This is a genomic window from Pseudomonas sp. GB2N2 (assembly GCF_054897705.1).
In genome coordinates this window covers 3,385,019-3,407,416 of sequence record NZ_CM142701.1, presented here as the reverse complement: position 1 = coordinate 3,407,416, position 22,398 = coordinate 3,385,019, and the positions used below count along the sequence as shown (strand labels likewise).

General features: G+C 59.3%; 24 protein-coding genes. 22 read left to right on the top strand and 2 right to left on the bottom strand.

Annotated features, from left to right (window positions below):
- Positions 1-23: 23 nt before the first annotated feature.
- The 22 genes from trmJ to ACYZT4_RS15705 all read left to right on the top strand — a co-directional run bounded on the left by trmJ (position 24) and on the right by ACYZT4_RS15705 (position 19,340).
- Positions 24-794, top strand: coding sequence for a tRNA (cytosine(32)/uridine(32)-2'-O)-methyltransferase TrmJ (trmJ, locus tag ACYZT4_RS15810; protein ID WP_461981114.1), 771 nt, complete (start codon positions 24-26; stop codon positions 792-794).
- A gap of 2 nt (positions 795-796) precedes the next feature.
- Positions 797-1,573, top strand: a complete 777-nt coding sequence (cysE, locus tag ACYZT4_RS15805) for a serine O-acetyltransferase (RefSeq protein ID WP_461988699.1) — start codon at positions 797-799, stop codon at positions 1,571-1,573.
- Positions 1,574-1,810: 237 nt separating this feature from the next.
- Positions 1,811-2,302, top strand: coding sequence for a Fe-S cluster assembly transcriptional regulator IscR (iscR, locus tag ACYZT4_RS15800; RefSeq protein ID WP_461981112.1), 492 nt, complete (start codon positions 1,811-1,813; stop codon positions 2,300-2,302).
- Positions 2,303-2,352: 50 nt separating this feature from the next.
- Positions 2,353-3,567, top strand: a complete 1,215-nt coding sequence (locus ACYZT4_RS15795) for an IscS subfamily cysteine desulfurase (protein ID WP_461981110.1) — start codon at positions 2,353-2,355, stop codon at positions 3,565-3,567.
- 84 nt (positions 3,568-3,651) lie between these two features.
- On the top strand, positions 3,652-4,038 hold the full coding sequence (iscU, locus tag ACYZT4_RS15790) for a Fe-S cluster assembly scaffold IscU (protein WP_261741057.1): 387 nt from the start codon (positions 3,652-3,654) through the stop codon (positions 4,036-4,038).
- Positions 4,039-4,072: 34 nt separating this feature from the next.
- A complete protein-coding gene (gene iscA / locus ACYZT4_RS15785; RefSeq protein ID WP_461981108.1) occupies positions 4,073-4,396 on the top strand; it encodes an iron-sulfur cluster assembly protein IscA in 324 nt (107 codons plus the stop codon).
- Positions 4,397-4,404: 8 nt separating this feature from the next.
- On the top strand, positions 4,405-4,926 hold the full coding sequence (gene hscB / locus ACYZT4_RS15780) for a co-chaperone HscB (protein WP_461981106.1): 522 nt from the start codon (positions 4,405-4,407) through the stop codon (positions 4,924-4,926).
- 51 nt (positions 4,927-4,977) lie between these two features.
- Positions 4,978-6,840, top strand: coding sequence for a Fe-S protein assembly chaperone HscA (gene hscA, locus ACYZT4_RS15775; RefSeq protein ID WP_461981104.1), 1,863 nt, complete (start codon positions 4,978-4,980; stop codon positions 6,838-6,840).
- 2 nt (positions 6,841-6,842) lie between these two features.
- Positions 6,843-7,184 (top strand): ISC system 2Fe-2S type ferredoxin, encoded by a 342-nt coding sequence (gene fdx / locus ACYZT4_RS15770; RefSeq protein ID WP_461981102.1) that lies wholly within the window; start codon positions 6,843-6,845, stop codon positions 7,182-7,184.
- A 14-nt stretch (positions 7,185-7,198) separates the two neighbouring features.
- Complete coding sequence (gene iscX / locus ACYZT4_RS15765; protein WP_461981100.1) at positions 7,199-7,399, top strand: Fe-S cluster assembly protein IscX; 201 nt, start codon at positions 7,199-7,201, stop codon at positions 7,397-7,399.
- 88 nt (positions 7,400-7,487) lie between these two features.
- A complete protein-coding gene (gene ndk, locus ACYZT4_RS15760) occupies positions 7,488-7,913 on the top strand; it encodes a nucleoside-diphosphate kinase (RefSeq protein WP_007916882.1) in 426 nt (141 codons plus the stop codon).
- A 28-nt stretch (positions 7,914-7,941) separates the two neighbouring features.
- Positions 7,942-9,084 carry a dual-specificity RNA methyltransferase RlmN gene (rlmN, locus tag ACYZT4_RS15755; RefSeq protein ID WP_461981098.1) on the top strand — a complete coding sequence of 381 codons (1,143 nt, stop codon included), beginning with the start codon at positions 7,942-7,944 and terminating at the stop codon, positions 9,082-9,084.
- Positions 9,085-9,101: 17 nt separating this feature from the next.
- The gene (pilW, locus tag ACYZT4_RS15750; RefSeq protein ID WP_461981096.1) at positions 9,102-9,860 is read left to right on the top strand and encodes a type IV pilus biogenesis/stability protein PilW; all 759 of its coding nucleotides are present in this window, start codon (positions 9,102-9,104) and stop codon (positions 9,858-9,860) included.
- Positions 9,860-10,876: a RodZ domain-containing protein gene (locus tag ACYZT4_RS15745; RefSeq protein ID WP_461981094.1), complete on the top strand. Its 1,017-nt coding sequence runs from the start codon at positions 9,860-9,862 to the stop codon at positions 10,874-10,876. Before pilW ends, ACYZT4_RS15745 begins: the two co-directional genes overlap by 1 nt.
- Positions 10,877-10,879: 3 nt before the next feature.
- Positions 10,880-11,989, top strand: a complete 1,110-nt coding sequence (gene ispG, locus ACYZT4_RS15740) for a flavodoxin-dependent (E)-4-hydroxy-3-methylbut-2-enyl-diphosphate synthase (RefSeq protein WP_461981092.1) — start codon at positions 10,880-10,882, stop codon at positions 11,987-11,989.
- Between the two features lie 37 nt (positions 11,990-12,026).
- Positions 12,027-13,316, top strand: a complete 1,290-nt coding sequence (gene hisS / locus ACYZT4_RS15735; protein WP_461981090.1) for a histidine--tRNA ligase — start codon at positions 12,027-12,029, stop codon at positions 13,314-13,316.
- 42 nt (positions 13,317-13,358) lie between these two features.
- Positions 13,359-14,000 (top strand): tetratricopeptide repeat protein, encoded by a 642-nt coding sequence (locus ACYZT4_RS15730; RefSeq protein ID WP_461981088.1) that lies wholly within the window; start codon positions 13,359-13,361, stop codon positions 13,998-14,000.
- Positions 13,993-15,144, top strand: a complete 1,152-nt coding sequence (gene bamB, locus ACYZT4_RS15725; RefSeq protein ID WP_461981086.1) for an outer membrane protein assembly factor BamB — start codon at positions 13,993-13,995, stop codon at positions 15,142-15,144. The genes ACYZT4_RS15730 and bamB overlap by 8 nt, the downstream gene beginning before the upstream one ends.
- 135 nt (positions 15,145-15,279) lie before the next feature.
- Complete coding sequence (gene der / locus ACYZT4_RS15720; protein WP_028620135.1) at positions 15,280-16,749, top strand: ribosome biogenesis GTPase Der; 1,470 nt, start codon at positions 15,280-15,282, stop codon at positions 16,747-16,749.
- A gap of 188 nt (positions 16,750-16,937) precedes the next feature.
- On the top strand, positions 16,938-18,086 hold the full coding sequence (locus tag ACYZT4_RS15715) for a pyridoxal phosphate-dependent aminotransferase (protein WP_461981084.1): 1,149 nt from the start codon (positions 16,938-16,940) through the stop codon (positions 18,084-18,086).
- Positions 18,074-18,865: an amidohydrolase gene (locus tag ACYZT4_RS15710; protein WP_461981082.1), complete on the top strand. Its 792-nt coding sequence runs from the start codon at positions 18,074-18,076 to the stop codon at positions 18,863-18,865. The genes ACYZT4_RS15715 and ACYZT4_RS15710 overlap by 13 nt, the downstream gene beginning before the upstream one ends.
- Before the next feature lie 79 nt (positions 18,866-18,944).
- Positions 18,945-19,340, top strand: coding sequence for a hypothetical protein (locus ACYZT4_RS15705; RefSeq protein WP_461981081.1), 396 nt, complete (start codon positions 18,945-18,947; stop codon positions 19,338-19,340).
- A 107-nt stretch (positions 19,341-19,447) separates the two neighbouring features.
- Here the strand turns inward: ACYZT4_RS15705 and leuA are convergent, their stop codons facing one another.
- Both leuA and ACYZT4_RS15695 read right to left on the bottom strand, forming a co-directional pair.
- Positions 19,448-21,127: a 2-isopropylmalate synthase gene (leuA, locus tag ACYZT4_RS15700; protein ID WP_461981079.1), complete on the bottom strand. Its 1,680-nt coding sequence runs from the start codon at positions 21,125-21,127 to the stop codon at positions 19,448-19,450.
- 446 nt (positions 21,128-21,573) lie between these two features.
- Positions 21,574-22,395, bottom strand: a complete 822-nt coding sequence (locus ACYZT4_RS15695) for a peptidoglycan DD-metalloendopeptidase family protein (protein ID WP_461981078.1) — start codon at positions 22,393-22,395, stop codon at positions 21,574-21,576.
- Positions 22,396-22,398: the final 3 nt, after the last annotated feature.

Sequence of the window (22,398 nt, the reverse complement as noted above, 5' to 3'; positions counted from 1 at the left end):
TTCTGTGTTCGAGAGCGCCTCCCGTGCTGCATAACATTCGTGTCGTCCTGGTCAATACCAGCCACCCCGGCAATATCGGCGGAGCTGCGCGTGCCATGAAGAACATGGGCCTGACGCGGCTGGTGCTGGTCGAACCACGGTTGTTCCCGCACCACGAGGCCGATGCGCGTGCCTCCGGCGCCGGGGACATCCTTGAAAACGCACAAGTCGTCGCCACCCTGGAAGATGCCTTGGTCGGCTGCAATCTGGTGCTCGGCACCAGCGCCCGTGATCGCCGGATTCCCTGGCCGCTGCTCGATCCCCGCGAATGCGGGACGAAAGTGGTCGAGGAAGCGGGGCAGGGCGCCGAAATCGCTTTGGTCTTTGGTCGTGAAGATTCCGGCCTGACCAATGAAGAGCTGCAGCGATGTCATTATCACGTGCACATCCCATCAGACCCCGAGTTCAGTTCGCTGAACCTCGGGGCGGCGGTGCAGGTGTTGAGCTATGAAGTGCGCATGTCCTGGCTCGCGGCCCAAGGCCAGCCGAGCAAGGTCGAGAAGGAAGAAGTGGCCTCCGTCAAAAGCGCTGAGCTGGCGACCATGGATGAGCTGGAACGATTTTATGAACACCTGGAGCAAACCCTGGTGGCCATCGAATTCCTTGATCCGGAAAAACCACGGCACTTGATGGCGCGCCTGCGTCGGTTGTACGGACGAAGCTCGGTCAGCCGTGCGGAAATGAATATATTGCGTGGCATCCTCACGGAAACCCAGAAAGCGGCCCGTGGCGAGCTTCTTAAGCGGAAGGATTAATGATGTTCGAGCGTTTGCGTGAAGATATCCAGAGTGTTTTCCATCGTGACCCGGCGGCGCGTAACGCTTTTGAAGTCCTGACCTGCTACCCCGGCATGCACGCCATCTGGATCCATCGGCTGTCGGCGGCGTTGTGGCGCTCCGAGCTGAAATGGCTGGCGCGGCTGGTGTCGAATTTCGGTCGCTGGTTGACCGGGATTGAGATTCATCCGGGGGCGAAGGTCGGTCGTCGCTTCTTTATTGATCATGGCATGGGCATCGTCATCGGTGAAACCGCCGAGATTGGCAATGACGTTACCCTGTATCAGGGCGTGACCCTGGGCGGCACCAGCTGGAATAAAGGCAAGCGCCATCCGACGCTGGAAGATGGCGTGGTGGTGGGCGCGGGCGCCAAGGTGCTCGGCCCGTTCACTGTGGGTGCGGGGGCCAAGGTGGGTTCCAATGCCGTGGTGACCAAGGCTGTACCGGCGGGGGCGACGGTTGTCGGGATTCCCGGGCGGATCATCGTCAAGTCGGATGAGGAGCAGGACGCCAAGCGCAAGGCCATGGCCGAGAAAATCGGTTTTGATGCCTATGGTGTTGGCGAAGACATGCCCGACCCGGTGGCGCGCGCCATTAACCAGTTGCTGGATCATTTGCAGGCAGTCGATGGGCGTTTGGAAGGGATGTGCGGGGCATTGACGGAACTGGGCAGTAATTACTGTGCGAAAGATCTGCCTGAGCTGCGTGAAGAAGACTTCGCGTGTGTAAAGGACAAGGATCAGAGTCAGGCCGGCTAGACCGAGTTGGCCCCTTCGCGAGCAGGCTCACTCCTAAAGGGAACGCATTTCAAATGTAGGAGTGAGCCTGCTCGCGATGAACGATAACTCGCTACTGCTGGCTGTACCCGCCCAGCCTTTGCTATGATGCTGCCGCTCTTTTGCAGGTAAACCCGACTAACGTACTAGGTCTTATAGTTGACTTAAATACTCGGGAATTGCATACTCGCCCCATTCCGAACTCCGTGGTAATTGTCCATGCGACTGACTACAAAAGGCCGATACGCCGTGACCGCCATGCTCGACCTGGCGTTGCACGCGCAGCACGGGCCGGTGTCTCTTGCCGATATTTCCGAGCGCCAAGGCATCTCCCTGTCCTACCTCGAACAGCTTTTCGCCAAATTGCGCCGCAGCAATCTGGTGTCCAGCGTCCGTGGTCCCGGCGGCGGCTACCAGCTGTCCCGCGAGATGCAGGGCATTCAGGTCGCCCAGGTGATCGATGCGGTAAACGAATCGGTCGATGCCACCAAGTGCCAGGGCCAGGGCGATTGCCATCAAGGCGACACCTGCCTGACGCACCACTTGTGGTGCGACTTGAGCCTGCAGATCCACGAATTTCTGAGCGGTATCAGCTTGGCTGATCTTGTCACTCGCCGTGAGGTACAAGAAGTAGCCCAGCGTCAGGACCAGCGTCGTTGCAACAGCAAGACGCCGCGCCTGGACAAGATTGAAGCGTCCGCCGTCGAATAACAGCCAAAGAGCTTACGGCGTGCCAGCCAGCCTGATTTAGGAGAGAGTCCATGAAATTGCCGATTTACCTTGATTACTCTGCGACCACCCCGGTTGATCCCCGTGTTGCGCAAAAAATGAGTGAATGCCTGCTGGTCGACGGAAACTTCGGTAACCCGGCGTCCCGTTCCCACGTATTTGGCTGGAAAGCTGAAGAGTCCGTCGAAAACGCTCGCCGTCAGGTCGCTGACCTGGTCAACGCCGACCCGCGTGAAATCGTCTGGACCTCCGGTGCCACCGAATCCGACAACCTGGCAATCAAGGGTGCGGCGCATTTCTACGCGACCAAGGGCAAACACCTGATCACCACCAAGATTGAGCACAAGGCTGTCCTCGACACCATGCGCCAACTGGAGCGTGAAGGCTTTGAAGTGACTTACCTCGAGCCTCAGACCGATGGTCTGGTGACTCCGGCTATGATTGAAGCAGCGCTGCGTGACGACACCATCCTGGTCTCGGTCATGCACGTGAACAACGAAATCGGCACCATCAACGACATCGAAGCCATCGGCGAACTGACCCGTTCCAAAGGGATCCTGTTCCACGTCGACGCCGCTCAGTCCACCGGCAAGGTCGACATCGACCTGTCGAAGCTGAAAGTCGACCTGATGTCGTTCTCCGCCCACAAAACCTACGGCCCTAAAGGCATCGGCGCGCTGTACGTCAGCCGCAAGCCACGCGTGCGCATCGAAGCGACCATGCACGGCGGCGGTCACGAGCGCGGCATGCGTTCCGGCACCCTGGCGACCCACCAGATCGTCGGCATGGGTGAAGCGTTCCGTGTCGCCAAGGAAGACATGACGGCCGAGAACATTCGCATCAAAGCCCTGAGCGACCGCTTCTTCAAACAGGTCGAAGACCTGGAAGAGCTGTACGTCAACGGCAGCTTGACCGCCCGCGTTCCGCACAACCTGAACCTGAGCTTCAACTACGTTGAAGGCGAGTCGCTGATCATGGCGCTCAAGGATCTCGCGGTTTCGTCCGGTTCGGCCTGCACCTCGGCTTCGCTGGAGCCTTCGTACGTACTGCGCGCCCTGGGCCGCAACGACGAACTGGCACACAGCTCGATCCGCTTCACCTTCGGCCGCTTCACCACCGAAGAAGAAATCGACTACGCCGCGCAGAAAGTCTGCGAGGCCGTTACCAAGCTGCGCACTTTGTCGCCGCTGTGGGACATGTACAAAGACGGTGTCGACATTTCGAAAATCGAGTGGGCGGCACACTGATTTCAAGTCGCCGCGAACCGGTCCTGCGAGCCACGGCTTGCAGGGCTTTAAGAGCGACTCTCTGATGAGTGAGGATTAAGCATCATGGCTTACAGCGAAAAGGTCATCGACCACTACGAAAACCCGCGTAACGTCGGCAAGATGGACGCCGAAGACCCGGATGTCGGCACTGGCATGGTCGGCGCCCCGGCGTGCGGCGACGTGATGCGCCTGCAGATCAAGGTCAACGATCAAGGCATCATCGAAGATGCCAAGTTCAAGACCTACGGTTGCGGTTCGGCAATCGCCTCCAGCTCCCTGGCAACCGAGTGGATGAAAGGCAAGACTCTGGATGAAGCAGAGACCATCAAAAACACTCAGCTGGCCGAAGAACTGGCCCTGCCGCCAGTGAAAATTCACTGCTCCGTACTCGCTGAAGACGCTATCAAAGCGGCCGTTCGCGACTACAAGCAGAAGAAAGGCTTGATCTGACTTTCAAGATATTGCGACGAGTAAGGAGTCACCGATGGCTATCAGCATGACAGAAGCGGCTGCTCGACACGTGCGACGCTCCCTTGACGGGCGCGGCAAAGGTGAAGGGATTCGTCTGGGTGTTCGCACCACGGGCTGTTCCGGCCTTGCCTACGTGCTGGAGTTCGTCGACGAGGTGGTTGATGAGGATCAGGTGTTCGAAAGTCACGGCGAGAAAGTGATCATCGACCCGAAAAGCCTTTCCTACCTGGACGGCACCGAGCTCGATTTCGTCAAGGAAGGGTTGAACGAAGGCTTCAAGTTCAATAACCCCAACGTACGCGGTGAATGTGGCTGCGGCGAAAGCTTCAATATCTGAGGCTTCTTGTGGGTACTCCTTGTCATTACGCTTTATTTGAGCTGCAACCGAGTTTCAATCTGGACCTCGACCAGTTGGCTACGCGCTACCGTGAGTTGGCGCGCAGTGTTCACCCGGACCGATTCGCGGACGCTTCCGAGCGCGAGCAACGGCTGGCCCTGGAGCAATCCGCGAGCCTCAACGAGGCCTACCAGACGCTCAAGAGTCCCCCGAAGCGCGCGCGATACCTGCTCGCCATGGGCGGTCGCGAGCTGCCGCTGGAGGTCACGGTGCATGATCCGGAGTTCCTGCTGCAGCAGATGGAGCTGCGTGAAGAGCTCGAAGACTTGCAGGACAGCGCCGACCTCGCCGGTGTTGCGGTCTTCAAGCGTCGCCTGAAAACCGCTCAGGATGAGCTGAACCAAAGCTTCGCAGCCTGCTGGAATGATGCGGCGCAACGTGAACAGGCCGAACGCCTGATGCGGCGCATGCAGTTCCTCGACAAGCTCACCTACGAAGTGCGCCAATTAGAAGAGCGCCTCGACGATTAACCCAGTGCCGCTCCGGTCGCACGCCTGATATACAGATAAGTCCTGATCACGATGGCCCTACTGCAGATCGCCGAACCCGGCCAAAGTCCTCAACCGCACCAGCGTCGTCTGGCTGTGGGGATTGACTTGGGCACAACCAATTCGCTGGTCGCTGCGTTGCGCAGTGGTCTTTCCGAGCCTCTGGCCGACGCTGACGGGCAGGTCATCCTGCCGTCCGCCGTGCGCTATCACGCCGATCGCGTCGAAGTCGGCGAGTCGGCCAAACTGGCCGCCGCTACCGATCCGTTGAACACCGTGCTTTCGGTCAAGCGCTTGATGGGTCGTGGTCTGTCCGACGTCAAGCAATTGGGCGATCAACTGCCGTACCGCTTTGTCGGTGGCGAATCGCACATGCCGTTCATCGACACAATTCAGGGGCCAAAAAGCCCGGTCGAAGTCTCCGCCGATATCCTCAAAGTGCTGCGCCAGCGCGCCGAAGCCACGTTGGGCGGTGAGTTGGTAGGCGCGGTGATCACCGTCCCGGCCTATTTCGACGACGCTCAACGCCAAGCCACCAAAGATGCGGCGAAACTCGCCGGTCTCAACGTGCTGCGTTTGCTCAATGAGCCGACCGCCGCTGCGGTGGCGTACGGTCTGGATCAGCACGCTGAAGGCCTGGTCGCGATTTATGACCTGGGCGGCGGTACGTTCGATATTTCGATTCTGCGCCTGACCGGCGGTGTGTTCGAAGTGCTGGCCACCGGTGGCGACAGCGCCCTGGGCGGCGATGACTTCGATCACGCGATTGCCGGCTGGATCATCGAGAGCGCCGGTTTGTCCGCCGACCTTGATCCGGGTGCGCAACGCCATCTGCTGCAAACTGCTTGTGCGGCCAAGGAAGCGCTGACCACTGTAGCGTCGGTTGAAGTCGCCTATGGCGACTGGAAAGCCGAGCTGACTCGCGAAGCCCTCAATGCACTGATCGAGCCGATGGTTGCTCGCAGCCTCAAGGCCTGCCGCCGCGCCGTACGTGATTCCGGCATCGAGCTGGATGAAGTGCACGCCGTGGTCATGGTCGGCGGTTCGACTCGTGTGCCACGTGTTCGCGAAGCAGTCGCCGAAGCCTTCGGTCGCCAGCCGTTGACTGAAATCGATCCGGATCAAGTGGTGGCCATCGGTGCCGCGATCCAGGCCGATACGCTGGCCGGCAACAAGCGCGATGGCGATGAATTGCTGCTGCTCGATGTGATTCCGTTGTCCCTGGGGTTGGAAACCATGGGCGGCCTGATGGAGAAGGTGATTCCGCGTAACACCACCATTCCCGTCGCCCGCGCCCAGGACTTCACCACTTACAAAGATGGCCAATCGGCCATGGCAATTCACGTGTTGCAGGGCGAGCGCGAGCTGATCAGCGATTGCCGTTCCCTGGCTCGCTTCGAATTGCGCGGCATTCCGGCGATGGTCGCCGGTGCAGCGAAGATTCGCGTGACCTTCCAGGTCGACGCCGACGGTTTGCTCAGCGTGGCGGCCCGCGAACTCGGTTCGGGCGTCGAAGCCAGCATCCAGGTCAAGCCGTCCTACGGCCTGACCGACGGCGAAATCGCCAAGATGCTCAAGGATTCGTTCCAGCATGCCAACGACGACAAGGTTGCCCGCGTTCTGCGTGAACAGCAGGTCGATGCCCAACGCTTGATCGAAGCGGTGCAAGCCGCCCTCGATGCCGACGGCGAGCGCCTGCTCGACGCTGAAGAGCGCATGGTCATCGAATTGCAGTTGCAGGAACTGACTGAACTGATGAAAGGTACCGATGGTTACGCCATCGAGCAGCAGACCAAACGTCTGTCGCAAGTCACCGACGCTTTTGCCGCCCGCCGCCTGGACTCGACGGTGAAAGCCGCGCTGGCGGGGCGCAACCTGAATGAGATTGAGGAATAACGATGCCGCAGGTCATTTTTCTGCCACACGATAAGTTTTGCCCGGACGGCATGGTTGTGGAAGCAGCGCCCGGTACTTCGATTCTCGAACTGGCTCACGAGCACCACATCGAGATGGAAAGTGCCTGCGGCGGCGTCTGCGCTTGCACCACCTGTCACTGCATCGTTCGCGAAGGGTTTGATTCGCTGGAAGAAGCGGACGAACTGGAAGAGGATTTCCTCGATCGCGCCTGGGGTTTGGAAGCGCAATCGCGTCTGGCCTGCCAGGCCATCGTCGGTAATGAAGACCTGACGGTCGAAATTCCGAAATACTCGCTTAACCACGCTGCCGAAGCGCCGCACTGATTCAAGGAATTGTCATGAGTCTCAAGTGGACTGATGTGCTGGAAATTGCTATCCAGCTGGCTGAACGCAAGCCCGATGTTGACCCAATGGCGGTCAACTTCGTCGATCTGCGCAAATGGGTGATGGAATTGCCCGAGTTCGACGACAAGCCTGAGCATTGTGGCGAAAAGGTCCTCGAAGCCATTCAGGCCAACTGGATCGAAGAACGCGACTGAGCCACGCTGCAGGTTAGGCAATACCCAAGAACCCGCGTATAATTCGCGGGTTTAATTTTTCACAAATTACCGTTTCTGGAGTTACACCATGGCTGTTCAACGTACTTTCTCCATCATCAAGCCTGACGCTGTTGCAAAAAACGTCATCGGTGAGATCACCACTCGTTTCGAAAAAGCAGGCCTGCGCGTTGTAGCTTCGAAACTGAAGCAACTGTCCAAAGCTGAAGCTGAAGGCTTCTACGCTGAGCACAGCGCTCGTGGTTTCTTCGGCGACCTGGTTGCTTTCATGATCTCCGGTCCTGTTGTTGTTCAGGTTCTGGAAGGCGAAAACGCTATCGCTCTGAACCGTGAGCTGATGGGCGCTACCAACCCTAAAGAAGCGGCTGCCGGCACCATCCGTGCTGACTTCGCTGATTCGATCGATGCCAACGCTGTACACGGTTCGGACTCCGAAGCCGCTGCTGCTCGCGAAATCTCGTACTTCTTCGCCGCTACTGAAGTAACCACTCGCTAAGCATTGGCTTATGAGTGAAGGTGAATCCATGACTACATCGACTGTAAAAACCAACCTGCTGGGTCTGACTCAACAGGAAATGGAAAAATTCTTCGACTCAATCGGGGAGAAGCGTTTCCGTGCCGGTCAGGTAATGAAATGGATTCACCACCTTGGCGTCGATGATTTCGACGCCATGACGAACGTCAGCAAAGCCTTGCGCGATAAGCTCAAGGTGATTGCTGAAGTTCGCGGTCCTGAAGTCGTCAGCGAGGACATTTCCACCGACGGCACCCGTAAATGGGTGGTGCGCGTGGCGTCCGGCAGCTGCGTCGAGACCGTTTACATTCCCCAGGGCAAGCGCGGCACTCTGTGCGTCTCGTCCCAGGCAGGCTGTGCCCTGGATTGCAGTTTCTGCTCCACCGGCAAGCAAGGTTTCAACAGCAACCTCACCGCCGCCGAAGTCATCGGCCAGGTGTGGATTGCCAACAAATCGTTCGGCAGCATCCCGGCGACCGCCGACCGTGCCATCACCAACGTGGTGATGATGGGCATGGGCGAGCCGCTGCTGAACTTCGACAACGTCGTCGCGGCCATGCACTTGATGATGGACGACTTGGGTTACGGCATTTCCAAGCGCCGTGTGACCCTGTCGACCTCCGGCGTAGTGCCGATGATTGATGAGCTGTCCAAGCACATCGACGTCTCCCTGGCGTTGTCCCTGCACGCACCAAACGACGCATTGCGTAACCAATTGGTGCCGATCAACAAGAAATATCCGCTTAAGATGCTGCTCGAGTCGTGCCAGCGCTACATGTCGACCCTGGGCGAAAAACGTGTGCTGACCGTCGAGTACACCTTGCTCAAGGACATCAACGACAAGGTCGAACACGCCGTCGAGATGATCGAGCTGCTGAAGAACGTGCCGTGCAAGATCAACCTGATTCCGTTCAACCCGTTCCCGCATTCCGGTTACGAGCGCCCGAGCAACAACGCGATTCGCCGGTTCCAGGATCAGCTTCACCATGCGGGCTTCAATGTCACCGTGCGCACCACTCGCGGTGAAGACATCGATGCCGCGTGTGGCCAATTGGTAGGGCAGGTGCTGGATCGCACCCGTCGCAGCGAACGTTATATCGCCGTGCGCGAGTTGAGCGCCGACAGCGATATGGCGACTAACGCCGCGAAATAATTCAAGAGAGGATCTCTATGTCCCTGCGCTTCGCGCTGCTTGTGCTGTTGGCCAGTCTTTGTACTGGCTGCGTCCTGTCGGGCGATTTCAACCCGATGAAGACCAGTAAGGGCCGCGATGAAGCACGTGTTGCCTACGTCCAATTGGGCTTGGGCTACTTGCAGCAGGGCATGACCGAACGCGCCAAGGTGCCGCTGAAAAAGGCCCTGGAGCTGGACAGCTCGGACCCGGACGCCAACGCGGCGCTGGGGCTGGTGTTCCAGGCGGAAATGGAACCGGAACTGGCAGACGAGCACTTTCGCAAGGCACTGTCTTCCCGGCCCGGCGATGCGCGCATTCTGAACAACTACGGCAGTTTTCTTTTCGAGCAAAAACGCTACAAAGAGGCTTACGAACGCTTCGAACAGGCCGCCGCCGATACCCTGTATCCTGAGCGTTCGCGAGTGTTCGAGAACCTGGGCATGACCGCTTCGAAGCTTGGTCAACGTGATCTGGCCCAGCAGCAACTGGAAAAAGCCCTGCGTTTGAACCGTCAGCAACCCCGTGCCTTGCTTGAAATGGCTGAGTTGTCTTACGAAGACAGGCATTATGTGCCCGCGCGTGACTATTACGACCGTTTTAGCCTGCTCACCGAGCAAAATGCACGTAGTCTATTGCTCGGCGTTCGACTGGCAAAAGTGTTTGAAGATCGCGACAAGGCCGCCAGTTTTGGCCTGCAACTAAAACGACTCTATCCCGGTACGCCGGAATATCAGCAATACCTGTCGGAGCAATGATGAAAGCGGCGCATCCCGAAGTTGTAGCAGCGAATCGCGTTAACCCCGGTGAGACTTTGCGCCAGGCCCGCGAAAGCAATGGCTGGTCGCTGGCCGAAGTGGCCCTAAAGCTCAACCTCACCGTGAATTCCCTGGGCAATCTTGAAGCCGGCGCTTTCGACAAACTGCCAGGGCATACCTTTGCTCGGGGTTATATTCGTGCGTACGCCAAATTGCTCGGCATGGACCAGACCGTTCTAGTCCAGCAGTTCGACCAGAGCACTGGCACCGACTCCCAGGGCAGCAACGTTCACAGCCTGGGTCGTATCGAAGAGCCGGTGCGGGTTTCCCACACTATTTTGCGCATCGTCAGCCTCCTGTTGCTGCTGGCCGTCATCGGCGGTGGCTTTGTCTGGTGGCAGGATCAAACCTCGCAGCGCGCCAAGGACCAGGTCAGCCTGAGCCCGGAACACGTTGAAGTCGAAGGCGCCGACGGCACCACCCAGATCCATCCGCTGGACGAGCCGGAAGACCAGGCTGTCGCGGAAGGCCAGACTGAGGGCGCGACCGCACTCGCCTTGCCGCAAGCGGAGAACTCCACCGAAGCAGCCGCCGAGCCTCAATCCATTGCGCCTGCTGCTGCCCCGGCCGCACCTGCGCCCGCCGCTCCGACTCACAGCGCCGCGCCGGTTGTCGCTGCTCCGGCCCCGACGGCTCCGGCTGTATCGACCCTGCCTGCGACTGCTTCGGTCACACCGACCATTCCTGCTCCGGCAGCGGTTGCCCCAGTGGCCGGTCAAGGCCAGGTCCAACTGCAATTCACCGCTGATTGCTGGACGCAAGTCACCGATGGCGCCGGCAAAGTGCTGTTGAGTGGTCTGAAGCGTAAAGGCGAAAACGTTTCCGTCAGCGGCAAGCCGCCGATTTCCGTGCGTCTGGGCTTCGCCCGCGGCGCTCAGGTCAGCTACAACGGTCAGGTGGTTGATATCGCTCCGTTCACCAGTGGCGAGACTGCTCGCCTGAAGTTGGGTCAATAAGTCATGCACGGCGAATCTCCAATCAAGCGTCGCGAATCCCGCAAAATCTGGGTCGGTAACGTCCCCGTTGGCGGCGATGCGCCCATCGCTGTGCAGAGCATGACCAACAGCGACACGAATGATGTCGCCGCCACCGTGGCCCAGATCAACCGTCTGGAAGCCGCCGGCGTCGATATCGTGCGGATTTCCGTGCCGGACATGGACGCCGCTGAAGCCTTCGGCAAGATCAAGAAACTGGTCAAAGTGCCGTTGGTTGCCGACATCCATTTCGATTACAAGATCGCCCTGCGCGTCGCGGAATTGGGTGTGGATTGCCTGCGCATCAACCCGGGCAACATTGGGCGTGAAGACCGCGTGCGTGCGGTGGTCAATGCCGCCCGTGATCGCGGGATTCCGATCCGCATCGGCGTCAACGCCGGTTCGCTGGAAAAAGACCTGCAAAAGAAATACGGCGAGCCGACTCCGGCCGCGCTGGTCGAATCTGCACTGCGTCACGTCGAACACCTCGAACGCCTGAATTTCCAGGACTTCAAGGTCAGCGTGAAAGCCTCCGACGTGTTCATGGCCGTCGCCGCTTACCGCTTGCTGGCCAAGGAAATCGTCCAGCCGCTGCACCTGGGCATCACCGAAGCCGGTGGTTTGCGTTCAGGTACAGTGAAATCCGCCGTGGGCCTCGGTATGCTGCTCGCCGAAGGGATTGGCGATACTATCCGCATCTCGTTGGCGGCTGACCCGGTCGAGGAAGTGAAAGTCGGCTACGACATTCTCAAATCCCTGCACCTGCGTTCCCGTGGCATCAACTTCATCGCCTGCCCGAGCTGCTCTCGGCAGAACTTCGATGTGGTCAAGACCATGAACGAGCTGGAAGGGCGCCTCGAAGATTTGCTGGTGCCGCTGGATGTCGCGGTCATCGGTTGCGTGGTCAATGGGCCGGGCGAAGCCAAGGAAGCCCATATCGGCTTGACCGGCGGCACGCCCAACCTGATTTATATCGACGGCAAACCGTCGCAGAAACTGACGAATGACAATCTGGTGGATGAGCTTGAACGCTTGATCCGCCAGAAAGCGGCCGAAAAGGTCGAAGCTGACGCTGCTGTAATCGCTCGCGGCTAAGCCCGACTGAAGAGCCGAACGAATTTAAGGATTTATAGTGAGCAAGTCTCTGCAAGCCATTCGTGGCATGAACGACATCCTGCCCGAGCAGACGCCCCTGTGGCGTCATTTCGAAGGCACCGTTTCGCGTCTGCTGGATAACTACGGTTACAAGCAGATCCGCATGCCGATCGTCGAGTTCACCGAGCTGTTCAAGCGCTCGATCGGCGAAGTGACCGACATCGTCGAAAAAGAGATGTACACCTTCGAGGACCGCAACGGCGATTCGCTGACCTTGCGTCCCGAAGGCACGGCGGCGTGCGTGCGTGCAGTGCTCGAACACGGCATCACCGGGGGAGGCCAGGTGCAGAAACTCTGGTACATCGGCCCGATGTTCCGCCACGAGCGTCCGCAGAAAGGCCGTTATCGCCAGTTCCATCAGATCGGTGTCGAAGTGTTCAACCTCGACGGTCCGGACATCGACGCCGAGCTGATCGTGCTGACCTGGCGCCTGTGGGGCGAACTGGGTATCCGCGATGCGGTCAAGCTCGAGCTCAACAGCCTGGGCACCAGCGAATCCCGTGGTCGTTATCGCGTAGCGCTTGTCGAGTTCCTGTCCGGTCATCTGGACAAGCTCGACGAAGACAGCCAGCGTCGTTTAAAGACCAACCCTTTGCGGGTTCTGGACACCAAGAACGCCGACACGCAAGCGATCCTGGTCGACGCGCCGAAAATGGCCGACTACCTCGACGACGAGTCCCGCGTGCACTTCGAGGGCCTAAAGGCTCGCCTGGACGCCGCCGGCATTCCTTACGTGATCAACCCGAAGCTGGTGCGCGGGCTGGATTACTACAGCAAAACCGTTTTCGAATGGGTCACCGACAAATTGGGCGCCCAAGGCACTGTGTGTGCTGGCGGTCGTTACGACGGTCTGGTGGAGCAGATGGGCGGCAAGCCGACCCCGGGCGTTGGGTTCGCCATGGGCATCGAGCGTCTGGTGTTGCTGCTGGAAACCTTGGAACAAATTCCTGAAGAGATTTCCCGTCAGGTCGACGTTTATCTTTGCGCGTTCGGCGAGGCTGCCGAACTGGCTGCCCTGACGTTGAGCGAGAAGGTTCGTGATCAATTACCCAACCTGCGCCTGCAGATCAATGCCGGCGCCGGCAGCTTCAAAAGTCAGTTCAAGAAGGCCGACAAGAGCGGTGCGCTGTACGCACTGATCCTCGGTGACGACGAAATGGCCCAGCAAGTGGTAGGTTTCAAACCCCTGCGTGGCCAGGGCGAACAACAAAGCATTGCCTGGGATGCGCTTGCTGCACACCTGGCCACCTGCGTCGTGCAGGGTTGAAGCTGTCTTAAACAGCCGATTTAGCGATTAAGGAGTATTGGGGTGTCGAGTACCGAAGACGAAAACCTGGCGGATTTGAAGGACTGGTGGACACGCAACGGCAAGCCCCTGGTCACTGGCGGCCTGTTGGCGCTGGTCATCGTGTTCGGCTGGCAGGCCTTTCACAAGTATCAGAACAATCAGGCGCAAGGCGCCTCGATTCTCTATCAGCAATTGCTCGAAACCACGCTGACGCCTGACGGCAAGCCTGACGCAGCCCGTGTTTCGGATCTGGCCGGCAAGCTCAACAGCGAGTTCGGCGGCACCGCCTACGCGCAGTACGGCAGCCTGTTCGTGGCGAAAGTCGCGGTCGACAGCGGCAAGCTCGACGACGCCACCAGCGAGCTGAAAGCGATCATCGCCAAACCGGCCAACCCGGCCCTGGGCGAAATCGCCCGTCAGCGCCTGGCGCAGGTATTGGCCGCGCAGAACAAGGCCGATGAAGCCCTGAAACTGCTCGACGGCGATGCCGATAAGGCCTTCCTGGCCACCCGCGAAGAACTCAAAGGCGACCTGCTGGTGCAGTTGGGTCGTACCGACGAAGCGAACACGGCGTATCAAAAAGCCAAGGCGGCACTGTCGGATGAAGCGGCAGTCGGTGGCCTACAAATCAAGCTGGACGATCTGGCCAAAGGGGATGCGTGACGTGATCCGTTGGAAACATGCAGCATTGCTGGCTCTGGCCGTATTGGCCGCGGGTTGCAGCAGCAACAGCAAAAAAGAATTGCCGCCTGCCGAGCTGGTCGACTTCAAAGAAGAAGTGGTCCTGCACAAGCAGTGGAGTCGTTCGATCGGTGACGGTCAGGGCGAAACTTACAACATGCTGGTTCCGGCGATCGATGGCGATACCATTTATGCCGCCGACGTCACTGGCGTGGTCATGGCGATGGATCGCAGCAATGGCGACGTCAAATGGAAGAAAGATCTCGACCTGCCTGTTTCCGGCGCCGTTGGCGTCGGTTATGGCCTGCTCGTGATCGGTACGACCAAAGGCGAAATCGTTGCGATGGACGCCACCAGCGGTGAAGAGAAATGGCGCGCTCGCGTGTCCAGCGAAGTCCTCGCACCGCCGGCCAACAACGGTGACGTCGTAGTGGTTCAGACTCAGGACGACCGTCTGATCGGTCTGGATGCTGCTAGCGGCAGCCAGCGCTGGTTGTATGACAGCACGCCTGCGGTCCTCACTCTGCGTGGCACCAGTGCGCCGATCGTGACCAACCGCCTTGCGGTGGCGGGTCTGTCGACCGGTAAAGTGGTCGCTCTCGATATCACCAACGGCGTTCCGGTGTGGGAACAGCGGGTCGCGATTCCACAGGGTCGTTCGGAGCTGGAGCGCGTTGTCGACATCGACGGCGGTCTGCTGCTGTCCGGCGGTACCGTGTACGTTGCCAGTTATCAGGGGCGCGTTGCGGCACTGGACCTGGAAAGCGGTCGTCAGCTCTGGCAGCGTGATGCGTCCAGTTACGCTGGCCTTGCCCAGGGTTTCGGCAGTGTTTACGTGAGCCTGTCCTCGGGCACGGTTGAAGGCGTCGACGAGCGTTCCACCACAGCGTTGTGGAGCAACGATTCGCTGGCTCGCCGTCAACTCTCTGCTCCGGAAGTGTTCTCCAGTTACGTTGCAGTCGGTGACATGGAAGGCTACCTGCACCTGCTGAGCCAGGTGGACGGTCGCTTTGTCGGCCGCGAACGCATCGACAGCGACGGCCTGCGTGCCCGTCCGCTGGTGGTGGGTGACACGATTTATCTGTATGGCAACAGCGGCAAACTGGAAGCCCTGTCCATCAAGTAACGACTATGCTTGGGGTTTAACCCCCAAGCGGCCCCGTTCTGCGGGGCTCGCAGCGCTTACAGGCGTTGCCCCGAGCACCAGCCGCTGCCTCGCAGCGGCTTTTGTATTTTCTGAAATAACGAAGTGGAGAGCCGCATGGTTCCCGTAATCGCCCTGGTGGGCCGACCGAACGTCGGCAAGTCCACCTTGTTCAACCGCCTGACCAGGACTCGCGACGCCATCGTCGGCGACTTGTCCGGTCTGACCCGTGATCGCCAATACGGTGAGGCCAAGTGGCAAGGGCGTTCCTACATTCTGGTCGACACCGGCGGTATCTCCGGTGACGAGCACGGTATGGACGAAAAAATGGCCGAGCAGTCGCTGCTGGCCATTGAAGAAGCTGATGTCGTGCTGTTCCTGGTAGATGCCAAGGCCGGTTTCACCGCCGCCGACCAGATGATCGCCGAGCATTTGCGCAAACGTAACAAGCGTTCTTACGTGGTTGCCAACAAGGTCGACAACATCGACCCGGAAATGGCCCGCGCCGAATTTGCCCCGTTGGGCATGGGCCACGCGATCCCGATCGCCGGTGCCCACGGTCGTGGCATCACCCAGATGCTGGAAATTGCCCTCAGCACGTTCCCGAAAGACGAAGAAGAACCGGAAGACGGCGAAGAAGAGATCGTTGCTGAAGGCGAGGAAGCCAAGCGCATTCCTGGCCCAAGCGAAAAAGACGGGATCAAGATCGCCATCATCGGCCGTCCGAACGTTGGCAAGTCGACCCTGGTCAACCGTATGCTCGGTGAAGACCGGGTGATCGTGTATGACGAGCCGGGCACCACCCGCGACAGCATCTACATCCCGTTCGAGCGTAACGACGAGAAGTACACGCTGATCGACACCGCCGGTGTGCGCAAGCGCGGCAAGATCCACGAGGAAGTCGAAAAATTCTCCGTGGTCAAAACCCTGCAGGCGATCAAAGACGCCAACGTCGTGATCTTCGTGATGGACGCCCGCGAAGGCGTGGTCGACCACGACCTCAACCTGCTGGGCTTTGCCATTGAAGCGGGTCGTGCGCTGGTGATCGCGATCAACAAGTGGGACGGCATGACGCCGGGCGAGCGCGACTTCGTCAAGGTCGAGCTGCAACGTCGACTGTTCTTCGTTGACTACGCCGACATTCACTTCATCTCGGCCCTGCACGGCACGGGCGTGGGCAACCTCTACGCCTCCGTACAGAACTCGTTCAAGTCTGCGGTCACCCGCTGGCCGACCAACCGCCTGACCACGATTCTGGAAGATGCGGTTGGCGAGCACGCGCCGCCTATGGTCAACAACCGCCGGATCAAGCTGCGTTACGCCCACTTGGGTGGCGCGAACCCGCCGATCATCGTGATTCACGGTAATCAGATCGAGAAAGTGCCGAAGTCGTACGTCCGTTACCTGGAAAACACTTACCGCCGTGTTCTGAAGCTGGTCGGCACGCCGATCCGCATCGAGTTCAAGGGTGGCGAGAACCCGTACGAAGGCAACAAGAACTCGCTCACCGACCGTCAGGTCAACAAGAAGCGCCGCATGATGTCGCACCACAAAAAGGCCGACAAGAAGCGCCGCGATAAGCGTTAGGGGCAGTTTTAAGCTGCAAGCCGCAAGCTACAAGTCAAAGCTCATCTGTCTCTAGCTTGTAGCTTGCAGCTTGAACCGCCACAGCAAAAAGGGTCCTGAATGGACCCTTTTTGCTGTTCGGCGGTTTGCCGCTTGACCGCTTGCAGCTTGCAGCTTGAAACTTGCAGCTCACCTGCAGGGGCCCACCGATGATCACCAGTAAGCTGCCGAATGTCGGCATCACTATCTTCACTCAGATGTCTCAGCTCGCGGCGCAAACCGGGGCGATCAACCTGTCCCAGGGTTTCCCCGATTTCGATGCCCCGCAGGCGCTGTGCGATGCGGTCGGCCGGCACATTGCCAGTGGCCACAACCAGTACTCGCCGATGACCGGCCTGCCGGCTTTGCGTCAGCAAGTGGCGGCGAAAATCGCCCGCAGTTATGGCGTCAACGTCGATGCCGATAACGAAGTGACCATCACGCCCGGCGCCACCCAGGCGATCTTCTGCGCGATTCAGGCGGTTATCCACAGCGGCGACGAAGTGATCGTGTTCGATCCGTGCTACGACAGTTATGAACCGGCCACGCAACTGGCCGGCGGTCGTTGCGTGCATGTGCAACTGGGGCTGGATGATTTCTCCATCGACTTCCAGAAACTGGCCCAGGCTATTACCCCGCGCACGCGGATGATTGTGCTGAACTCACCGCACAACCCGAGTGGCGCGCTGATCAGCCGTGCCGAGCTGGATCAATTGGCGGATCTGATTCGTGATCGCGATATCTATCTGGTCAGTGACGAAGTCTACGAACACCTGATATTTGATGGCGTGCCGCACGTCAGTGTGCTCAATCACGAAGAGCTGTATCAGCGCGCTTTCGTGATCAGCTCGTTCGGCAAGACCTATCACGTCACCGGTTGGAAAACCGGCTACGTGGTCGCGCCACCTGCCCTGACGGCCGAGCTGCGCAAGGTCCATCAATACGTGAGCTTCTGCGGCGTGACCCCGCTGCAATATGCCTTGGCCGACTTCATGGCCGAGCAGCCCGCACACGTGGAAGAGCTGCCGGCGTTCTATCAGAAAAAGCGCGATTTGTTCTGCGATTTGCTCGCGCCTTCGCGTTTCAGTTTCACCCGCGTGGCGGGTACTTATTTCCAGTTGGTCGATTACTCGCAGATCCGCCCGGACCTCAACGATGTCGAGATGGCCCTGTGGATGACCCGCGAGCACGGCGTGGCGAGTATCCCGATTTCGGTGTTCTACCAGACGCCGCCTGAAGGCCAGCGCCTGGTGCGCCTGTGTTTTGCCAAGCGTGAGGAGACCCTGCGTGAAGCTGCGGAAAAACTATGCGTGATCTGAGTGCATTGCCGGACCTGAACATCGCGTTGATCCAGACCAGCCTTGCCTGGCACGACCGCCAGGCCAATCTGGAGCACTTCGAGTTGCTGCTGGAGCAGGCTCGCGGCGCGGACCTGATCATCCTGCCGGAAATGTTCACCACCGGGTTCTCCATGGAGTCCGAGACACTCGCCGAGTCGGAAGACGGCCCGACCAGCAAATGGCTGCGCGCCCAGGCTGCGCAACTCAATGCGGTGATCACCGGCAGCATCATCGTTCAGGCCGCCGACGGCAGTCACCGCAATCGCCTGTTGTGGGCGCGACCGGACGGCGAAGTCTGGCATTACGACAAGCGTCACCTGTTTCGCATGGCCGGCGAGCAAAACCACTACACTCCTGGCGAGCGCCAGGTGCAGTTTGAACTCAAAGGCTGGCGCGTGCGGCCGCTGATTTGCTACGACTTGCGTTTCCCGGTGTGGAGCCGTGATCCGCATGACACCGACTTGTTGCTGTACACCGCCAACTGGCCGGGCGCGCGGCGTCAGCACTGGAACCGCTTGCTGCCGGCCCGGGCCATCGAAAACCTGTGCTACGTGGCGGCAGTCAACCGCATCGGCACTGACGGCAAGGGCTTTGCGTACACCGGTGACAGCCAGGTCCTGGATTTCCAGGGCGAAACGTTGTTCAGTGCCGGGGAAGCCGATGGTGTGTTTCAGGTGATTTTGAATGCTGCCGATCTTCAGGCCTATCGCACGCGTTTTCCGGCGAATCTGGATGCAGATACGTTTGAGTTCACCTGACCGACGGTTGTTTTGACGACTCAAAGGTGCAGATTTCTCCTGGCTTGCCGATAGCAAGGCAACCCAGGAGAAGTTAGCCATGATCAACGTGAGCACCATCACCATCAATTCCTACACCGTGTCGTCGCCCAATGTCGTTACCGGCAAGGCTGACGAAAGCACGCTGGTGCCGGCAGATGACACGGCTGGCAAGGACGGCAATAAACTGCGCGTCAACAGCGCCGGGGCGAACATCGACTCGGTGGGCGGCGCCAGTGACCCGATTACAGCGTTGAAAAAACAGATCGAAGAAGCCAAGAAACTGCTCGCTGAACAACAGGCTCAACTGGCAAGTGTGCAGAGAGGCCAGGACAACGAGCAGAAGGCGCAGAAGGTGATGGCAATCCAGGCCCAGATCGCCGTGACCAGCAGCAACCTGCAGGTACTGCAATCGGCGTTGTTGCAGGCGATGTTCAGCGTTGATACCCACGCCTGACAATCTCGTCGCCTGAGCGGGCCTTATCGCGGGCAGGCAACATAGAAACGGCAAACAAAAAGGCCCCAAGGTGCGAACCTTGGGGCCTTTTGCTTTGCAGCGAAGGCTTACGCCGCTTTCGCTTCCGGCTGGCTCAGCGAGCGGTTAAGCGCGCTGAACAGGGCCTTGAAGCTGGCGGTGGTGATGTTTTCATCGATACCGACGCCGTGCACCGCACGCTGACCGTCCACCCGCAGTTCAATATACGCCGCAGCCTTGGCATTGGTTCCCGCGCCGATTGCGTGTTCGTTATAGTCCATGATCTCCACCGGAATCGGCAGACCGGCCACCAGTGCTTCCAGCGCGCCGTTGCCACGACCGCGCCAGTGCAGGTTGGTCTCGCCCTGGCCTTTGCCGGAGACTTCCACTTCAACGGCGCTGTTACCGTTTTCCTCCTGCAGGCGATGGCTGACCAGCGCGTACGGAGTGTTGGCCTGCAGGTACTCACTGTGCAGCAAGGCGTGGATTTGCTGGGCGGTCATTTCCAGGCCCAGGCGATCGGTTTCACGCTGCACGACCTGGCTGAATTCGATCTGCATGCGGCGCGGCAAGCTGATGCCGTATTCCTGTTCCAGCAGGTAAGCGATACCGCCCTTGCCCGACTGGCTGTTGACGCGAATGACTGCCTCGTAGCTGCGGCCGATGTCGGCCGGGTCGATCGGCAAGTACGGCACTTCCCACAGGGTGTCCGGTTTCTGCTGGGAGAAGCCCTTGCGGATCGCATCCTGGTGCGAGCCGGAAAACGCGGTGTGAACCAGGTCGCCGACGTACGGGTGACGCGGGTGAACCTGGATCTGGTTGCATTCTTCGACGACTTTGCGCACGCCGTCGATGTCGGAGAAGTCCAGCTCAGGGTGAATGCCTTGGGTGTAGAGGTTCAGCGCCACGGTCACCAGGTCGACGTTACCGGTACGTTCGCCGTTACCAAACAGGCAGCCTTCGACACGGTCCGCGCCGGCCATCAGGCCCAGCTCGGTGGCGGCCACGCCAGTGCCACGGTCGTTGTGGGTGTGCAGGCTGATGATCACGCTGTCACGACGATTGATGTGACGGCCGAACCATTCGATCTGGTCGGCGTAGATGTTCGGGGTCGCGCATTCGACGGTGGCAGGCAGGTTGAGGATCACCTTATGCTCAGGCGTCGGGTTCCACACTTCAATGACCGCGTCGCAGACTTCCTTGGCGAATTCCAGCTCGGTGGCGCTGAAGGTTTCCGGCGAGTATTCGAAGGTCCACTGGGTGTCCGGCTGCTGGGCAGCGTATTTGACGAACAACTTGGCTGCGTTGACCGCGATGGCCTTGATCCCGTCCTTGTCCTGGTTGAAGACAATGCGGCGGAAGGAAGGGGAGGTCGCGTTGTACAGGTGAACGATGGCTTTCTTCGCCCCGCGCAGGGATTCGAAGGTGCGCTCGATAAGGTCTTCACGGCCCTGGGTCAACACCTGAATGGTGGTGTCGTCCGGGATGTGGTTGCCTTCGATCAGGGTGCGCACGAAGTCGAAGTCGGTTTGCGAAGCGGCCGGGAACGAGGCTTCGATTTCCTTCACGCCGACCTGCACCAGGGTTTTCCAGAAGCGCAGTTTCTTGACCGCGTCCATCGGCTCGATCAGCGACTGGTTGCCGTCGCGCAGGTCGGAACTGCACCAGATCGGCGCCGCAGTGATGGTCTTCGACGGCCAGGTACGGTCCGGAATGTCGATGGTCGGGAACGCGCGGTATTTCGAAGACGGGTCTTTGAGCATGCTCATCGGGAAATCCTTATTGTGAGGGCCGAAAAAAGGCGGCCTGCCGGTGGATCAAAAGTTCTTGGGGAAAAGCGTAAGACGAGGCGCCGCGATTCAGCCTGGCAGTCGTGCGCTGACGAGGCACAGGCTGCGGTGCTGGCGAAGCTGAATGAGGGTGTGAGAGGTTTTCATGCCCTCAACCCTAACCGCGGGGGTGGAGGTTGGCAAGCAGTCGAAAAAAATTGAGAGAAGTTCTGTTTTTGGCGGATTTCACGAGATTTAATCGCGCTGTAGCCCCCGTGATCCAGAACTGATTGCGGTGATAGTTGAAGGTTGGCAATTGAGGGGCGGTGGTGAAGCGACCATCGTTATCGTGAGCAGGCTCACTCCTACAGTGGATTTGCGGCGTGTCACAGATCCCTTGCAGGAGCGAGCCTGCTCGCGAAGAGGCCATTCGCTTCAGCGAAGATTCAAGGTTGGAAAGCGCCAATAAAAATCGCCGGATCAACCCGCGCATCATTCAGGCTGATGTTCCAGTGCATATGCGGCCCGGTCGCGCGTCCCGTCGAGCCAACCTTGCCCACCACACCCCCACGCGCCATCTGCTGCCCAACCTTCACGTCAATCTTCGACATGTGACAGAACATGCTGATGAACCCCTGCCCATGGTCGACAAACACCGTGTTGCCATTAAAGAAGTAGTTACCGATCAGAATCACCTTGCCCGCCGCCGGCGTCTTGATCGGCGTCCCGGCGCCCACCGCGAAATCCAGGCCTGAGTGAGGATTGCGCTCTTCACCGTTGAAGAAACGGCGCACGCCAAACTTGCTCGACAGCGGCCCGTTGACCGGCTTGTCCAGCAGCAGGTTGCTCGGGGCATTTGGGCTGAACGTGCGGTACGCGGCGATCTGCTCGGCCAGTTCGCGCTCGATCCGTTTGAGGTTTTCCGGGTCAGGATTGACCTGCTGCGTGTTCTTCAACGTGATGCGTTGTTCCGGATATTTCTTGTTGCCGACTGTGAAACTCAGGTTACGACCGCCACTGCTGATCGACTGCGCGCCCGGCTTGACCGTCAACGGCACGCCGACAATCGCCAGCCAGTTGTTTTGTTCCTTGACCACCAACACCGGTTTGCCTTGATAACTGGCTCTCGGCGCCTGAGCAGATTCGCCCAGATTCACAACCGCCACGCCGCCCGGCACCGGTTTGTTCAGCAGGCGAGTGATGTAACTGTCGGCGTGGGCGTTGAAGGTCAGGCACAGCAACAGCAGCGGAGCTAAGAAACGCGGCATGGA

Excerpts from the sequence above, each read along its gene's own strand:
- iscR (WP_461981112.1), top strand. The coding sequence starts at position 1,811 with ATGCGACTGACTACAAAAGGCCGATACGCCGTGACCGCCATGCTCGAC.
- ACYZT4_RS15715 (WP_461981084.1), top strand. The coding sequence starts at position 16,938 with ATGATCACCAGTAAGCTGCCGAATGTCGGCATCACTATCTTCACTCAG.
- iscU (WP_261741057.1), top strand. The coding sequence starts at position 3,652 with ATGGCTTACAGCGAAAAGGTCATCGACCACTACGAAAACCCGCGTAAC.
- ACYZT4_RS15695 (WP_461981078.1), bottom strand. The coding sequence starts at position 22,395 with ATGCCGCGTTTCTTAGCTCCGCTGCTGTTGCTGTGCCTGACCTTCAAC.
- ACYZT4_RS15705 (WP_461981081.1), top strand. The coding sequence starts at position 18,945 with ATGATCAACGTGAGCACCATCACCATCAATTCCTACACCGTGTCGTCG.
- ACYZT4_RS15745 (WP_461981094.1), top strand. The coding sequence starts at position 9,860 with ATGAAAGCGGCGCATCCCGAAGTTGTAGCAGCGAATCGCGTTAACCCC.
- ispG (WP_461981092.1), top strand. The coding sequence starts at position 10,880 with ATGCACGGCGAATCTCCAATCAAGCGTCGCGAATCCCGCAAAATCTGG.
- ACYZT4_RS15710 (WP_461981082.1), top strand. The coding sequence starts at position 18,074 with ATGCGTGATCTGAGTGCATTGCCGGACCTGAACATCGCGTTGATCCAG.
- ACYZT4_RS15795 (WP_461981110.1), top strand. The coding sequence starts at position 2,353 with ATGAAATTGCCGATTTACCTTGATTACTCTGCGACCACCCCGGTTGAT.
- bamB (WP_461981086.1), top strand. The coding sequence starts at position 13,993 with ATGCGTGACGTGATCCGTTGGAAACATGCAGCATTGCTGGCTCTGGCC.
- der (WP_028620135.1), top strand. The coding sequence starts at position 15,280 with ATGGTTCCCGTAATCGCCCTGGTGGGCCGACCGAACGTCGGCAAGTCC.
- iscX (WP_461981100.1), top strand. The coding sequence starts at position 7,199 with ATGAGTCTCAAGTGGACTGATGTGCTGGAAATTGCTATCCAGCTGGCT.
- hscA (WP_461981104.1), top strand. The coding sequence starts at position 4,978 with ATGGCCCTACTGCAGATCGCCGAACCCGGCCAAAGTCCTCAACCGCAC.
- rlmN (WP_461981098.1), top strand. The coding sequence starts at position 7,942 with ATGACTACATCGACTGTAAAAACCAACCTGCTGGGTCTGACTCAACAG.
- pilW (WP_461981096.1), top strand. The coding sequence starts at position 9,102 with ATGTCCCTGCGCTTCGCGCTGCTTGTGCTGTTGGCCAGTCTTTGTACT.
- leuA (WP_461981079.1), bottom strand. The coding sequence starts at position 21,127 with ATGAGCATGCTCAAAGACCCGTCTTCGAAATACCGCGCGTTCCCGACC.
- iscA (WP_461981108.1), top strand. The coding sequence starts at position 4,073 with ATGGCTATCAGCATGACAGAAGCGGCTGCTCGACACGTGCGACGCTCC.
- fdx (WP_461981102.1), top strand. The coding sequence starts at position 6,843 with ATGCCGCAGGTCATTTTTCTGCCACACGATAAGTTTTGCCCGGACGGC.
- ndk (WP_007916882.1), top strand. The coding sequence starts at position 7,488 with ATGGCTGTTCAACGTACTTTCTCCATCATCAAGCCTGACGCTGTTGCA.
- cysE (WP_461988699.1), top strand. The coding sequence starts at position 797 with ATGTTCGAGCGTTTGCGTGAAGATATCCAGAGTGTTTTCCATCGTGAC.